This is a genomic window from Micromonospora sp. NPDC005291 (assembly GCF_040607415.1).
Classification (GTDB): Bacteria; Actinomycetota; Actinomycetes; order Mycobacteriales; family Micromonosporaceae; genus Micromonospora.
Map to the genome: position 1 here is coordinate 223,803 of NZ_JBEXGR010000003.1, position 14,673 is coordinate 238,475.

The window sequence follows — 14,673 nt, forward strand, 5'->3', positions numbered from 1 at the left end:
GACGCGTCCGCCCAGGTCGGCCACATCACCCCCGGTACCGCTCTACGATTTGGCGTGTGGACTTTCCGGAGCTGGCCGCCCGCACCCGCCGGTTCAGCCACGGCGCGCCACGCGCTGTCTCCGTGGCTGAGGACGGCTCCCGGGTGATCTTCCTGCGCTCTGCCGGCCCGGAGGACCCGGCGGATGCGCTCTGGCTGTTCGACGTGGCCGCCGCCGAGGAGCGGCTGGTCGCCGATCCGGCAACCCTGCTGGGTGAGGGCGGTGACCCCAGGTCCCTGTCCCCCGGCGAGCGGGCGCTACGCGAGCGGCTGCGGCTCAGCGCCGCCGGCATCGGCTCGTACGCGCTGGACGCCGCCGGCCGGGTCGCGGTGTTCGCGCTGGCCGGGCGGTTGTTCCGGGCCGACCTGGTGCACGGCGACGTGGTGGAGGTGGCCGCCCTCGGTCCGGTGCTGGACCCACGTCCGGACCCGGCCGGGCAGCGGTTGGCGTACGTGACCGACGCGGCCGAGGGTGTGCGTCGGGGCGAGCTGCGGGTGATCGACGCCGACGGGACCGACACCCTGCTGGCCGGCGAGGACGCCGGGGTGAGCTGGGGGTTGGCCGAGCACATCGCGGCGGAGGAGTTCGGCCGGTACCGGGGTTACTGGTGGGCGCCGGACGGCCGCTCGGTGCTCGCCGCCCGGGTCGACGAGTCCCGCCTGGACCGCTGGCACCTGCACGACCCGGCCGAGCCGGCCAGCCCGCCGACCGCCGTGGCGTACCCCCGGGCTGGTGGGCCGAACGCGGAGGTCAGCCTGCACCTGCTGGACCTGGACGACGGCTGGGTCGACGTGCACTGGGACCGCGAGACCTATCCGTACCTGACCGGGGTCAGCTGGGGTGAGGGCAGTCCGTTGATCACCGTGCTGCGCCGTTCGCAGCAGCACGGGCTGGTGCTCGCGGTGGACCCACGAACGGGTGAGACGCAGGTGCACGCCGAGCTGGCCGATCCGCGCTGGGTCGAGCCGATCGCCGGCACCCCTGCGCACCTGCCGGACGGCCGCGTGCTGGTTGGCGGGGAGTTGGCACACGACGGGTACGACGCGCGGTGCCTGTTCGCCGATGGCACCCTGCTCACCCCGCCGTCGCTGTACGTACGGCGGGTGGTGGGTCGACTGGCGGCCGCCGCCGGCCCGGCCGACCTGCTGGTGGAGGCGAGCGACGGGGAGCCGAGCGAGCGGCACCTGTTCCGGGTCCGCACCACCATCGGCGGTGGGGTGGACGCGCGCCGACTCACCAACGACTCTGGCTGGTACACGGCCGCCGTGGGCGGGGACGTGCTGGTGGTCGGTGTCGCGTCGCTGGACCACGCCGGGGTGCGCTGGACGGTGCGTCGCGGCGATCAGGATCTGGCCGAGCTGCGGTCGTTCGCGGCCACCCCTCCGTATTCTCCGTTGCCGCTGCTGGAACGGGTGACCGACCGGCGGCTGCCGGCGGCGGTGCTCTACCCGGACAACCACGTGACGGGCCGACGACTGCCGGTGCTGCTGGACATCTACGGCGGGCCGGGGCACCAGGAGGTGGTGGCGGCACGGGCCGCCTGGTTGGAACGGCAGTGGTGGGCCGACGCCGGGTTCGCGGTGGTCACGATCGACAACCGGGGTACGCCGGGAGTGGCCCCGTCGTTCGAGAAGGCGATCCACCGGCGGATGGCCGACGTGATCCTGACCGACCAGATCGACGCGCTGACCGCGCTCGCCGGCAAGCACCCCGACCTGGATCTGGGTCGGGTGGGGGTGCGCGGCTGGTCGTTCGGGGGGTGGCTGGCCGGGTTGGCGGTGCTGCGCCACCCGGAGCTGTTCCGGTGCGGGATCGCGGGTGCCCCGGTGACCGACTGGGCGTTGTACGACACCGCGTACACCGAGCGTTATCTGGGGTTGCCGGAGGACGGCATGGACGTCTACGCGCACCACTCGCTGGTCGAGATGGCCGCCGAGCCGGTCACCGGCCCGGACCAGGCCCGGCCGTTGCTGCTGGTGCACGGGCTGGCCGACGACAACGTGGTGGCCGCGCACACGCTGCGGCTCTCGGCGGCTCTGCTGAGCTCCGGCCGCCCGCACGCCGTGCTGCCGCTGACCGGCGCCACGCACATGGCCGCGAACGGCACCGCGGAGCGCCTGCTCCCCCTGGAGCTGGATTTCCTCCGCACCCACCTGCTGTGACTGCGCTCCACCGCACCCACCTGCTGTGAATCTTGGCAGCCCGTTCCAGCGCTTCCGGCGGGTACGTCGCGGCGGTCTCTGAGGTGATCGGCGTCGTAGGTGTCAGGGGCGTACGTCGAATTGGGTTCGGGCTTCGAAAACGTGGTCCATGTGCGCCTCCGCCCAATTCTTGATCGCGATCATGACCGGGAACAGCTCATGGCCGAGCCCCGGACCGGGGCAGGTGCGGGTGCGGGTCGCGGCGTCGGTCGTCCATCCGGTCGATCTGATGGTCCGCTCCGGTCGGTTCCCGGCACCGTTGCCGACCGGCCTGCCGTACACCCCCGGATGGGACGTTGCCGGCAGCGTCGACGCGGTCGGCCCGTCGGTCGGCGAGTTCACGATCGGCGACGAGGTCATCGGCTTCTCGCCGTGGCTGCAAACCACTGTCGGTGCCCACGCCGAGTACGTGGTCCTCGACGCCGCCTGGCTGACCTCCGCGCCCGCCGGCGTCCCCGCCACCGAGGCGGCGACCCTGCCGACCAATGGCCTCGCCGCCGCCCAGGCACTCGACCTGCTCGCGCTCCCGGCGGGTTCGACAGTGCTCGTCACCGGTGCCGCCGGGCAGGTCGGTGGGTTCGTTCTGGCGCTGGCCCGGGCGACCGGTCTGCACGCCATGGGGCTCGCCGGAGCCGACGACCACGAGTTCGTCGAGTCGCTGGGCGCGACGTTCCTGTCGCGCGCCGACGATCCGACCGGGACGTTCGACGCGGTCATCGACCTGGCGGTGATCGGCTCCTCGCTGCTGGACCTGGTCCGGGACGGCGGCGGCTACGTGGCCGCGTCACCCCCGCTCCGGGTCGCCGACGTGTACCCCTTCGCCGACGCGGCGGCCGCCCACGAGCGGCTGGCCCAAGGCGGCGTGCGCGGCGGCGTGGTGATCGTCCCCTGATCCGCAGCTCCGCCAGCGGCCTGTCTGGAGGGCCCGGTCGACCCAGCCTCGGCCGAGCGTCACGGCCAAGCCACCACCGGGCCGGCCGCCGGACACCACGGTCACCGGCGAGTGGACCTACCCCGGCGGAGGCGGCTACGCATCCAGCGTGCGCTTCGGCTGGCCCGGCATGCCGATGCACTGTTGAGCGGTATTCCTCAGAGGTATGAATATGACTCTGAGGAATACCGCTCAATACCCCATCCGCCCCGACGGCGGTGACCGACGGTCACCGCCGACCGCTGTCGGGAGGGGGCCCTGCCTGCTTGCAATGGGACTACGGCTTGACGTGCGCGTTCACGAACGACGGGTAACCGAAGACGCTGGAGATGAAGACGCCGCCGGCCTTGGACCCGTGCACGTTGTAGGCCACGTCGACGAAGAGCGGCACCACCGGGGCGTGCTCCTTCATGATTCGCTCGTCGAGCTTGGCCCACTCCGGGCCCTGGTCGGCCGGGGCCAGTGCCAGGATGCGGTCCATCTCGGCGTTGATCGTCGGGTCGTTGAAGAACGCGCTGTTGCTGTTGCCCTCGGCCTTGATGGTGCGGCCGTCGTAGAGCACCGGCAGGATCGATGCGCCGCTCGGCCAGTCCGCCGCCCAGTTACCGATGTACAGGTCCCAGGGGTTGTCCTTCTTCTTGACCTCGTCGAGCTTCGCATCGTCCGAGATGTTCCGCAGCGTGATCTTGAAGCCGGCCCGCTCCAGGTTGGCCTTGAGCTGGGCACCCATCTGCTGCTCGGTCGTGTTGTCGGCGACGCCGAGGACCAGCTCCGGCGTCTGCCCACCGAGCAGTTCCTTGACCTTCGCGACGTCGCCGTTGGGACCCGCGGGGTAGGCCTCGTACGCCTTGTAGCCGATGGTGGCCGGCGGCATGAGCGTGGTCAGCGGCGCGGCGACGGTCTGCCCGCCGAGTGCCTTGATCAGACCCTCGCGGTCGATGGCGTAGTTGAGCGCCTGACGGATCTTCAGGTCCTTGACGCGCTGGTTGTTGATCACGAGCTGGTTGGCGCTCGGCGTCGGGGAGAGGATGCTGCGCGACTTCAGCGCGGCATCGCCGGCCACCCGGGCGACCAGCGAGGCCGGCACGGCGTTGAAGGCGAGCGCGCTCTGGTCGGCGCCGTTGTCGGCGATCACCCGGTTGTTGGCAGCGTCCGCGGTGGGGCCGAAGGCCCAGACGAACTGGTCGGGGTACTGGTGCCGGACCGGGTCGGTGTTCGGGTCCCAGTTCGTGTTGCGGTCCAGGGTGAGCTGCACGCCGACCTGGTTCTTGGCGACCTTGTACGGACCGGACGAGAACGGCTGCTTGTCCAGGTTGACGCCGGTGTCCTTGTCGGGCGGCAACGGCGCCGTGGTCGGCAGGGAGACCGCGAACGGCAGGTCGCAGCGGGGCTTGGCGAACTCGAAGCGCAGCGTCTTGGCGTCCGGCGTGCTCAGGCCCGGCGGCAGCGACGTCTTGTTCTTCTTGAAGTCCCACTTGGTGTCGAACTCCGGGCTGTCGGCCAGCCACTCCTGGATGTAGGTCGGGCCGCCGGAGAGGTCCGGGTCGAAGGAACGGGCGATGCCGTACGCGATCTCCTTGGAGGTGATCGGCCGACCGTCCTCGAACTTCACCCCGTCCTTGACCTTGAATTCCCAGACCTTGCAGTCCTTGTTCACGTTCGTGCCCGGCGTTTCGGCCAGGTCGCCCACCAGGACCAGGCCACCCTTGCCGTCGTCCTTCCAGGTGGTCAGGTAGCGAGCGAAGAGCGGGTTGGTCATCAGACCGGCGAACGAGTACGTCCGCTGCGGGTCCAGGTGGGAGATGGGCGTCTCCCGGATGATGGTGAAGATGCCACCCTTCGCGGCCCCACTCACCTCGGCGGCCGGCCCCTTGGAGTCCTTGGGGTCGGTCGCGATGACCCCGGTCTGCTGCCGCTCGGTGTCCACCGTGGTGCCCTCGCCCGTGTTCTCCGAGCACGCACCCAATGCCACAACCAGAGCAATCGCGCCGCCTGCGGCAGCCGCTACGCGTGGTCGCATGAAGTACCTCCTTCACCAATGTGCTGTGCGGTCCGTCGGGGCGAGAACCGCCGACGTCCCGAGGATCGTAAGGAAGAAAACCTACGGATTGTGTAACAGTTGTCGATAAATTTCGCCGTCGGCCGAGTGGTGGACACCTCGGCCGACCGCCCGGCTCAGCGCAGCCGGACCCGGGGGTCGATGGCCGCGTAGAGCAGGTCCACCAGCACGTTCGCCAGCACCACGAAGACGGCCGCGATCAACACGGTGGCCATGATGGTGGGCAGGTCGCCCGAGCGCACCGCGTCCACCGCCGTACGCCCCAGCCCCTGGATGCCGAAGGTGGTCTCGGTGATCACCGTGCCGCCGAGCGCTCCGCCGACGTCCAGGCCGGCGATGGTCACCACCGGGGTGATCGCCGCGCGCAGCGCGTGCCGCCCGTACACCTTGGGTTTGGCCAGGCCCTTGGCCCGCGCGGTACGGACGAAGTCCTCCGACAGCGTCTCCAGCATCTGTGCCCTCGACAGCCGGGCGTAGATGGCCGAGAAGAGGAAGGCCAACGCCACCCAGGCCAGCACCAGCCCACTGGCCCACTTCGCCGGATTGTCGAAGAGGGAGGTGTAGCTGGGCACCGGCAGCACCCGCAGGTTGTAGACGAAGACCAGCAGCAGCACCGCGCCCACGAAGTAGAGCTGCAACGAGGCGCCGGTCAGGGAGAACCCGATGGCCACGCGGTCCAACCAGGTGCCCCGGCGCAACGCGGAGACCATGCCGAGACCCACACCCAGCAGCAACCAGAGGATGGCCGCCGGGATCACGATGCTCAGCGTCACCGGCAGGACCCGGGCGATGGTGTCCGAGACGGCCTCGTTGGTGACGTACGACCAGCCCAGGCAGGGTGCGTCACACCGGCCACCCTGGGCGCTACCCAGGTCCCGGCCGGTGACGATGCCCTTCATGTAGCCGGCGTACTGGCTGATGAGCGGGTCGTTCAGGCCCAGCTCGGTACGGACCCGCTCCAACCGCTCCGGGTTGCAGTTCTTCGGGCACATGCCGGTGACCGGGTCGCGCGGCAGGGCGAAGAACATCAGGAAGGTCAGCACGCTCACCGCGAAGAGGGTCAGCAGGGCGGAGAGGATCCGCTTGATCAGAAACCGCGCCATGAGTCCACCCCTACCGGGACGACTTCGGGTCGAGCGCGTCGCGCAACGCGTCGCCGAAGAGGTTGAAGGCGAACACGAGCCCGAAGATCGTGATGCCCGGGAAGAACACGTACGCCGGGTCGGTCTGGAGGAAGTCCAGACTGCGGTAGATCATCCGACCGAAGCTCGGCGTCTCGTCGCTGAGACCGACGCCGATGAACGAGAGCGCGGCTTCGCTGGTGATGAACTGCGGCACCGCCAGGGAGAACGACACCAGGATCGGTGCCCAGATGTTCGGCAGCAACTGCCGGAAGAGCATGTGCCCCAGCCCGGCGCCACTGGCCTTGGCCGCCTCCACGAACTCCCGCTCGCGCAGCGCGATCACCTGCCCGCGCACCAGCCTGGCCGTGCCGGTCCAGCCGAAGACGGCGAAGACGGCGATCAGCACGCCCACCCCGAAGGCCGACGACACCTGCCCCCGCTCGCCGTAGAAGCGCAGCGTCAGCGTGGGGGTCAGCGCCAGCGCGATGATCAGGAAAGGCATGGCCAGGGTCAGGTCGGTGATCCAGGTGATCACCGCGTCGAGCCAGCCGCCGAGGTAGCCGGCGAGCGCACCGAGCATGACACCGATCGTCGCGGTGATCAGGGCCGCGGCGAACGCGATGAACAGCGAGGTCCGCAACCCGTAGATCAACCGGATGAAGATGTCCCGGCCCAGCCCCGGCTCCAGGCCGAACCAGTGCTCCCCGGTGACCCCACCGGCATAGCCCAGTGGCATGCCGAAGCCGTCCAGCAGGTTCTGGAACTGCTCCCGCGGCCCGATCCCGTAGGCCATCTCGATCAGCGGTGCGGCCAACCCCAGCAGCATGAAGAAGATCAGCAGTACGCCGCTGACCACGGCCGTCCGATCGCGGCGCAGCCGCAGCCAGGCGAGCTGACCGGGCGAGCGGCCGACGACGCCCTTCGTGGCCGGGCCACCCGCACCCGCGCCCGCGCCGGACTCGATCTCGGCCAGCGCCACACCCTCCACCGGGGACAGGCTCACGGCGACACCTCCTCGACGATCACGTCGGCCTCCCGGCCCGCGTTCGCCGGTTCCGGGAAGTGACAGGCGGTGGCCTGTCTGCCACCGTCGCGCGGGACCAGCGCCGGCTCCTCGGTGGCGCAGATGTCCTGCGCCTTCCAGCACCGGGTACGGAACCGGCATCCCGACGGCGGGTCGAGCGGCGTGGGCACGTCACCGGTCAACCGGATCCGGCCGACCGGGCCGAGCTGGGTGACATCTGGGATCGCCGAGAGCAACGCCCGGGTGTACGGGTGCTGCGGGCGCTCGTAGATATCCGCACGGTCACCGATCTCGACGATCCGGCCCAGGTACATCACCGCGACCCGCTGGCAGAAGTGCCGCACCACGGCCAGGTCGTGCGCGATGAACACGAACGCCAGGCCGAGGTCCCGTTGCAGGTCGCGCAGCAGGTTGACCACCTGCGCCTGGATCGAGACGTCCAGCGCGGAGACCGGCTCGTCGGCGACGATCAGCTTGGGCCGCAGGGCCAGCGCACGGGCGATGCCGATGCGCTGACGCTGGCCGCCGGAGAACTCGTGCGGGTACCGGTTGTAGTGCTCCGGGTTCAACCCGACCAGCTCCAGCAGCTCCTGCACGCGGGCCTTGACCCCGCCCGGCGGCTTGATCCCGTTGACCTGCAACGGCATCGCCACGATCCGTCCGACGGTGTGCCGGGGGTTCAGGGACGCGTACGGGTCCTGGAAGATGATCTGGAACTCCTGGCGCAGCGGGCGCAACTCCCGACGACCGGCGTGCGTGATGTCCCGCCCGGCGAACTCGATGCTGCCGCTGGTCGGCTCCAGCAGCCGCACGAGCATTCGGCCGGTGGTCGTCTTGCCGCAGCCCGACTCCCCCACCAGCCCGAGCGTCTCGCCCGGACGCACGTCGAAGTCGAGGCCGTCGACCGCCTGCACCAGACCCGTGGAACGCAGCCCCTGGCGTACCGGAAAGTGCTTGGTCAGACCGCGTACCCGCAGCAACGGCTCGTCCGTCATCGGGCCACCCCCACGGATGCGATGTCCTCGGCATAGAGCGCGGCGCGCTCCTCGGCGCTCAGGTGACAGGCCGCCAGGTGACCGCCCGCGCCCGCTGGGCGCAGCTCCGGCACCTCGGTGCGGGACCGGCCGCCGGTGCGGTCCGCGTACCGGCAGCGTGGGTGGAACGCGCAGCCGGGCGGCAGGTTGATCAGGCTGGGCGGGTTGCCACGGATGGGCAGCAGGTCCGCGTCCGCGTCGCCGTGCAGCGACGGCACGCTGGAGAGCAAACCCCAGGTGTACGGGTGCTGCGGCGAGCGGAGCACCTGCTCGACGCTGCCCCGCTCGACGGCCCGACCGCCGTACATCACCAGCACCTCGTCGGCGACCTGGCCGACCACGCCGAGGTCGTGGGTGATCAGGATGATCGCGGAGTGGAACTCGGCCTGCAGGTCGGCGAGCAGGTCCAGGATCTGCGCCTGCACGGTGACGTCCAGCGCGGTGGTCGGCTCGTCGGCGATCAGCAGCGCCGGATCGTTGACCAGGGACATCGCGATCATCGCCCGTTGGCGCATGCCGCCGGAGAACTCGTGCGGGTACTGGTCGAAGCGGCGTGCCGCCTGCGGGATGCCGACCCGGTCCAGCATGTCCACCGCCCGTTGGCGGGCCTCCCGCCGGTTGGCCTTCGGGTGGTGCACCCGGTACGCCTCGGCGATCTGCCGGCCCACCGTGTAGTACGGGTGCAGCGCCGACAGCGGGTCCTGGAAGATCATCGCCATGTCACGGCCACGCAGCCGGCGTACCTCCTCGTCTCCGAGGCCCACCAACTGCCGGCCGCCGACGGAGATCTCCCCGCTGATGGTGGTCCGTTTGGCGTCGTGCAGGCCGAGGATGGCCAGCGAGGTGACGCTCTTGCCAGAGCCCGACTCGCCAACGATGCCGAGCGTGCGGCCCCGCTCGACGGCGAACGACACCCCGTCGACCGCGCGCACCACGCCGTCCTCGGTGTCGAACCGGACCCGCAGGTCGGTCACCCGCAGGTAGGCGTCCTGGTCGGAGCGCTGCGCCGGCACGGCGGGGCGGTCGTCCGGTTCCCCGGACGGCGTCGGATCAGAACTGTCCACGACCGCCTCCCTCAGTGACGAAGAGAACTTACAGGAAAGTCCCGAGGGTGAAAATAAGCTACAAAGTCGGACCTGTCAGCGGGCCAGAGCGTAACGAGTCGGCATCGCCCTGAACACCCCTCACCTCGCCATCCACGCCCGTTCATCTCCTGATCGCACCGCGCACCGCGCACCGCGCACCGCGCACCGCGCACCGCGCCAAGATCGCCGCAACTTCCCCGAAGTTGCGCCCTCCGACACGCGAGGAGACAGCAACATCTCCGATACTGCGCGGATCTTGACGACGAACACCGAGCCCGAGAGCAGGAGCAGGCTTTGGTGCGCCTGCCGCCACCAAGGTCACGCTCAAACCAGGATCTAGTGGCATCGCCGATGCGCCGATACCACTACAACCAGGATGTTGCGCGATCTTGTGGCCGGCGGAGCGGCGGGGCTGGGAGCGGGCGACGCCAGCGGGCGTCAAATCATGATCGAACCAGGATGTTGTGGCCACGAAGCGCCGGGAAACCACATTTACGATCGAGCGCGATCTTGGCAACTGAACCTTGAGGATTCCACCGTCTGAGCGGCCATTTCATTTAGTGCTCGCACGTCGGGTGCGACCTCGGCAATCCGGAATGAGCTGCACTGGGCGGGTGATTCCCGCCGGCACTCTTGGCCACACGCTGCCATGGACCGAGTCGGACTACCTCGCCCTCGGTGAGACGGCCCAGCGCATCGAACTCCTCGACGGCAGTCTGCTCAGCGGACCACCGCCGTCCGTCCGGCACCAGGTCATCGTCGGTAGCCTGGCGGCCGCGTTGAAACCCGGCTGCGCAGCGGCGAATCGCACTCTGCTCCCGGTAATCAATCTGCGGCTGAACCCCACGCGGATCCTCAACCCCGACCTCGTGGTGACGGCGGAGCTGGATCTCACGGCGGCCTGCGTGCCGGCGGACGCGGTCCTGCTGGTCGGTGAGGTCAGCGCACCGCACACCAGCACCATCGATCGGGTGCTGAAGCCGCACCTGTACGCCGCAGCCGGAGTCGGGTGGTATCTGCTCGTCGAGCAGGAAAGCCTGACCGTGAGCCTCTTCCAGCTACAGGGCGCCCACTACGTGGAGCGGTCGACGACCAGGGCCGGCGGGGCGTTGGAGCTGACGGAGCCGGTGAAGGCCACTATCCGGCCGGAGGATCTCGTCCCCTGACGGGTGTCGGTCGGCTGGCCTAGGGTCGGTCACATGACCGAGTTCGACGCGGCCACCGCCGCTGTCCAGGCCGCTCTCGACGCGGGCGCCCGGTACGCCGACGCCCGGGTGATGCACCGCCGTTACGAGTCGATGACCGCGCGCAACGGCGACGTGGAGGAGCTGACCCAGGACGAGAGCATCGGGCTCGGCGTCCGGGCGCTGGTCGGGGCGAGTTGGGGCTTCCACGCCGTACCCGACCTCTCGGACGCCGCCGCCCGCGACGCCGGCCGACGTGCGACCCGGACCGCCATGGCGAGCGCGCGGGTGCCCGGCCCGCCGGTCGACCTGGTGCCGGTCGAAGCGGTCACCGCGAGCTGGGCCTCCGGTTGTCAGATCGACCCGCTCGGGGTGCCGCTGTCGGACAAGGGCGACCTCCTGGTCGGCGCGACCCGGACGATGGCCGAGCACGGCGCCGACCTGGCCGAGGGCCTGTACCAGATCTGGGACACCGCGAAGTGGTTCGTCTCCAGCGAGGGCCACCGGATCGACCAGCGGATCCGCGAGTGCGGCGGCGGCATCTCGGCCACCTCGATCGGCGACGGCGAGACGCAGCGCCGGTCCTGGCCGAGCTACCGGGGGCAGTACGGCACCACCGGCTGGGAGCTGGTCGAGTCACTCGACCTGGCCGCGCACGCCGCGCAGATCGCCGAGGAGTCGCGGGCACTGCTCACCGCGCCGCCCTGCCCGGCCGGCGAGACGGATCTGATCCTCGGCGGCGAACAGCTCGCCCTGCAGATCCACGAGTCGGTCGGCCATGCCATCGAGCTGGACCGGATCCTCGGTTGGGAGGCCGCGTTCGCCGGCACGTCCTGGCTGGACCTGGCCCAACTCGGCTCGCTGCGCTACGGCTCGGAGCTGATGAACATCACCATCGACCCGACCATCCCGGGCGCGCTGGGCAGCTTCGGCTTCGACGACGAGGGCTCCCCCGCGGTCAAGCGGGACGCGGTCCGCGATGGACGGTGGGTGGGCGTGCTCGCCGGCCGGGACTCCGCAGCCATGGCCAGCCTCGACTACGCCGGCAGCGTACGGGCCGACGGGTGGGCCCGGCTGCCGATGGTGCGGATGACCAACGTCGGCCTGGAACCCGGCCCGCACACCCTGGAGGAGATCATCGCGGCCACCGACGACGGGGTGCTGATGGACCTCAACCGTTCCTGGTCGATCGACGACAAGCGCCTCAACTTTCAGTTCGGCTGTGAGGTCGGCTGGGAGATCAAGAAGGGTCGGCGGGGGCGGATGCTGCGCAATCCCACCTACACCGGGATCGGCCCGCTCTTCTGGCGCTCGATGGACATGCTCTCCGGTGAGACGGTCTCCTGGGGGACGCCCAACTGCGGCAAGGGCCAACCCGGCCAGATCGGGCACACCGGCCACCCGGCCGCGCCGGCCCGCTTCCGCAACGTCCGGGTAGGGGTGTCGGCGTGAGCGCGAGGAGTGAGCCGGGTTTGCGAGCCCCGCAGTCGCGAACAAAGGAGGCTCAGTGAACACGAGGAGTGAGCCAGAGCTGGCGGGGCAGGTCATTGAGCTGGTCCGGCGGCTCGGTGGCCCGACCGCCCAGGCTGAGGCGGTAGTGACGCGGGCGGACCTGGCGCTGACCCGGTTCGCCAACTCGGCCATCCACCAGAACGTCGCGGAGTCGACCGTCGGGGTTCGGCTGCGGCTGCACGTCGACGGTCGGACCACCGCCGGAAGCGGCAGCGTGGTCACCGCCGACGGGCTGCGCGCGCTGGTCGAGCGCACCCTGGCCGCTGCTCGGCTCTGCCCGCCCGACCCGGGCTGGCCGGGGCTGGCTCCGCCCACACCCGCGCCGGCCGCGCCGCCCGTCGACGAGGCCACCGCGCACGCCGAGCCGGATCAGCGGGCCGATCGGGTCGGCGCGTTCGTGGCCGCCGCCGGGGGCCTCAGCACCGCCGGCTACTGCCGCACCGCGCACCGCTCGTCGGCGTTCGCCAACTCGGCCGGGCACACCGCGTACGGCCGCTCCGCGGAGGCGGCGATGGACGGCATCGCCCGCCGCGACGGCGCGGACGGGGTGGCCCGGCATTGCGCCGACCGGCTCTCCGACCTCGACGGTGCCGAGTTGGGCGCGCAGGCGGCAGCGAAGGCGCAGGCGGCGGCCGACCCGGTCGAGCTGCCGCCGGGACGCTACGAGGTGGTGTTCGAGCCGTCCGCCGTGGCGGACCTGTTGCAGAACCTCGCCTGGTACGGCTTCAACGGCAAGCGGTACGCCGAGCGGCAGTCGTTCGCCCAGCCAGGGGTGGCCCAGTTCGACTCGGCGGTGACCCTGGTGGACGATCCGCTGAGCGCGTCGGGGCTGCCGTTCGACGCCGAGGGCACCGGTCGACGGGCGCTGACCCTGGTCGAGGCGGGCACCACCCGAGCGGTGGCGCACGATCGGCGTACCGCCGCCGAGGCCGGCGCGGAGTCCACCGGCCACGCGATCGCGGGTGGTGCCACCTGGGGTCCGATGGCACGCAACCTGCGCCTGTCCGGCGCGGCGGCCGGGCCGGCCAGTGCGGTGGGCCGCAGCACCACCGGCGGGGCCGCCGGTGCGGTGGTCGACACGGACACCGCGGCGCTGGTCGCCGGCGTACGCCGCGGGCTGCTGGTCACCGACCTCTGGTACACCCGGGTGCTCGACCCGAAGAGCCTCGTCGTCACCGGGTTGACCCGCAACGGCGTCTGGCTGATCGAGGACGGCACGGTCGTGCGAGCCGTCCGCGACCTGCGGTTCACCGAGTCGTACCCGCGGGCGCTCGGGCCCGGGGCCGTGCTCGGGCTGGGCGCGGGGGCGGTGCGCATACCGGACCGGGTGGACGGTGCATGGTGGGCGGCACCCTCGCTGCGACTGGCGTCCTGGCACTTCACCGGGGGCGCCTCGGGCTGAGCCGGCTGGACGCGCAGTGATGTTCTTAACAACGGCCATCGATCTGCGCGCCAGGGCTTCTCCGCAGGCCAGACACACGGGACACTCCCTTGCGCGGACGGCTCGCAGAGATCGGCGTAACGTGTGTCACTTAGCTGCGTCGGTCGATCCGGCGTGGTCGTTGGTGTGCGCATGGACGTGGCAGCGGGTGCGGGTTCGCCGGTCCGCGTGCCGACCGGAGAAAGATCAGCCCGCCCGTACGGGCCCGTCGAGGAGACGACTCGAATGACTTCAACGGCAACGAAGCCGCGGGGAGCGCGGGCGCGCGCCGCCATCGCGGCGAAGACGTTGCGTACCGACCGATGGTGGTTCGCCCCGCTGATCACCGTGATCGGGCTCAGCGCCTGGGTCGCGTACGCGACGGTCCGGGTGTTCATGCACAAGTGGTACTGGGTGGAGCAGTACCACTACCTGACCCCGTTCTACTCCCCGTGCGTGACCGACCGGTGCGTCGAGTCAGCCTCGCACTTCGGCCGGTTCCTGCCCGACTGGTGGATCATCCCGGACGCCGCGCTGACCCTGCCGTTCCTGCTGCTGTTCCGGCTCACCTGCTACTACTACCGCAAGGCCTACTACCGGTCGTTCTGGCTGTCGCCGCCGGCCTGCGCCGTGCCGGACGGTCACAAGGAGTACAGCGGTGAGACCCGCTTCCCGCTGCTCGGCCAGAACCTGCACCGCTACTTCTTCTACGCCGCCGCGATCATCTCGTTGATCAACACTTGGGACGCGATCCTCGCCTTCCATTCGCCGGAGGGCTTCGGCTTCGGGCTCGGCAACATCATCCTGCTGCTCAACGTGGTCATGCTCTGGGCGTACACCATTTCCTGCCACTCCTGCCGGCACATCATCGGTGGCCGGCTCAAGCACTTCTCCAAGCACCCGGTGCGGTACAAGGCCTGGACGTTCGTCTCCGCCTTGAACGTCCGGCACATGCAGCTCGCCTGGATCACCCTCGGCACCCTGGCGCTGGCCGACTTCTACATCATGGCGCTCGCGGCCGGCTGGTTCTCCGACCTGCGGTTCATCAACTAAAGGGCCC

11 protein-coding genes are annotated in these 14,673 nt (G+C 70.4%); 6 read left to right on the plus strand and 5 right to left on the minus strand.

What is annotated here, in order from left to right; genetic code table 11:
* Window positions 1–56 precede the first annotated feature (56 nt).
* Both ABZT18_RS05465 and ABZT18_RS05470 read left to right on the plus strand, forming a co-directional pair.
* Window positions 57–2,201, plus strand: coding sequence for a prolyl oligopeptidase family serine peptidase (locus ABZT18_RS05465; protein WP_354995188.1), 2,145 nt, complete (start codon window positions 57–59; stop codon window positions 2,199–2,201).
* A 181-nt stretch (window positions 2,202–2,382) separates the two neighbouring features.
* Entirely contained in the window at window positions 2,383–3,132 is a 750-nt protein-coding gene (locus ABZT18_RS05470) for an alcohol dehydrogenase catalytic domain-containing protein (protein WP_355250531.1), read from the plus strand.
* Between the two features lie 316 nt (window positions 3,133–3,448).
* On the opposite strand, the gene ABZT18_RS05475 is transcribed toward ABZT18_RS05470, so the two are convergent.
* The 5 genes from ABZT18_RS05475 to ABZT18_RS05495 all read right to left on the minus strand — a co-directional run bounded on the left by ABZT18_RS05475 (window position 3,449) and on the right by ABZT18_RS05495 (window position 9,425).
* Complete coding sequence (locus ABZT18_RS05475; RefSeq protein WP_355250534.1) at window positions 3,449–5,191, minus strand: ABC transporter substrate-binding protein; 1,743 nt, start codon at window positions 5,189–5,191, stop codon at window positions 3,449–3,451.
* Window positions 5,192–5,346: 155 nt separating this feature from the next.
* On the minus strand, window positions 5,347–6,333 hold the full coding sequence (locus ABZT18_RS05480; protein WP_355250537.1) for an ABC transporter permease: 987 nt from the start codon (window positions 6,331–6,333) through the stop codon (window positions 5,347–5,349).
* Window positions 6,334–6,343: 10 nt separating this feature from the next.
* The gene (locus tag ABZT18_RS05485; RefSeq protein ID WP_355250540.1) at window positions 6,344–7,357 is read right to left on the minus strand and encodes an ABC transporter permease; all 1,014 of its coding nucleotides are present in this window, start codon (window positions 7,355–7,357) and stop codon (window positions 6,344–6,346) included.
* Window positions 7,354–8,373 carry a dipeptide ABC transporter ATP-binding protein gene (locus ABZT18_RS05490; RefSeq protein ID WP_354995183.1) on the minus strand — a complete coding sequence of 340 codons (1,020 nt, stop codon included), beginning with the start codon at window positions 8,371–8,373 and terminating at the stop codon, window positions 7,354–7,356. Before ABZT18_RS05490 ends, ABZT18_RS05485 begins: the two co-directional genes overlap by 4 nt.
* Window positions 8,370–9,425 (minus strand): ABC transporter ATP-binding protein, encoded by a 1,056-nt coding sequence (locus ABZT18_RS05495; protein ID WP_355250735.1) that lies wholly within the window; start codon window positions 9,423–9,425, stop codon window positions 8,370–8,372. Before ABZT18_RS05495 ends, ABZT18_RS05490 begins: the two co-directional genes overlap by 4 nt.
* A gap of 668 nt (window positions 9,426–10,093) precedes the next feature.
* Here ABZT18_RS05495 and ABZT18_RS05500 point away from each other — a divergent pair.
* The 4 genes from ABZT18_RS05500 (at window position 10,094) to ABZT18_RS05515 (ending at window position 14,666) form a co-directional block, all read left to right on the plus strand.
* On the plus strand, window positions 10,094–10,663 hold the full coding sequence (locus tag ABZT18_RS05500) for a Uma2 family endonuclease (protein ID WP_355250543.1): 570 nt from the start codon (window positions 10,094–10,096) through the stop codon (window positions 10,661–10,663).
* A 33-nt stretch (window positions 10,664–10,696) separates the two neighbouring features.
* Window positions 10,697–12,133, plus strand: a complete 1,437-nt coding sequence (locus tag ABZT18_RS05505) for a TldD/PmbA family protein (RefSeq protein WP_355250546.1) — start codon at window positions 10,697–10,699, stop codon at window positions 12,131–12,133.
* 55 nt (window positions 12,134–12,188) lie between these two features.
* A complete protein-coding gene (locus ABZT18_RS05510) occupies window positions 12,189–13,595 on the plus strand; it encodes a metallopeptidase TldD-related protein (protein WP_355250549.1) in 1,407 nt (468 codons plus the stop codon).
* Window positions 13,596–13,859: 264 nt separating this feature from the next.
* The gene (locus tag ABZT18_RS05515; protein ID WP_354995179.1) at window positions 13,860–14,666 is read left to right on the plus strand and encodes a hypothetical protein; all 807 of its coding nucleotides are present in this window, start codon (window positions 13,860–13,862) and stop codon (window positions 14,664–14,666) included.
* Window positions 14,667–14,673 lie beyond the last annotated feature (7 nt).

Excerpts from the sequence above, each read along its gene's own strand:
- ABZT18_RS05470 (WP_355250531.1), top strand. The coding sequence starts at position 2,383 with ATGACCGGGAACAGCTCATGGCCGAGCCCCGGACCGGGGCAGGTGCGG.
- ABZT18_RS05475 (WP_355250534.1), bottom strand. The coding sequence starts at position 5,191 with ATGCGACCACGCGTAGCGGCTGCCGCAGGCGGCGCGATTGCTCTGGTT.
- ABZT18_RS05480 (WP_355250537.1), bottom strand. The coding sequence starts at position 6,333 with ATGGCGCGGTTTCTGATCAAGCGGATCCTCTCCGCCCTGCTGACCCTC.
- ABZT18_RS05490 (WP_354995183.1), bottom strand. The coding sequence starts at position 8,373 with ATGACGGACGAGCCGTTGCTGCGGGTACGCGGTCTGACCAAGCACTTT.
- ABZT18_RS05500 (WP_355250543.1), top strand. The coding sequence starts at position 10,094 with ATGAGCTGCACTGGGCGGGTGATTCCCGCCGGCACTCTTGGCCACACG.
- ABZT18_RS05505 (WP_355250546.1), top strand. The coding sequence starts at position 10,697 with ATGACCGAGTTCGACGCGGCCACCGCCGCTGTCCAGGCCGCTCTCGAC.
- ABZT18_RS05515 (WP_354995179.1), top strand. The coding sequence starts at position 13,860 with ATGACTTCAACGGCAACGAAGCCGCGGGGAGCGCGGGCGCGCGCCGCC.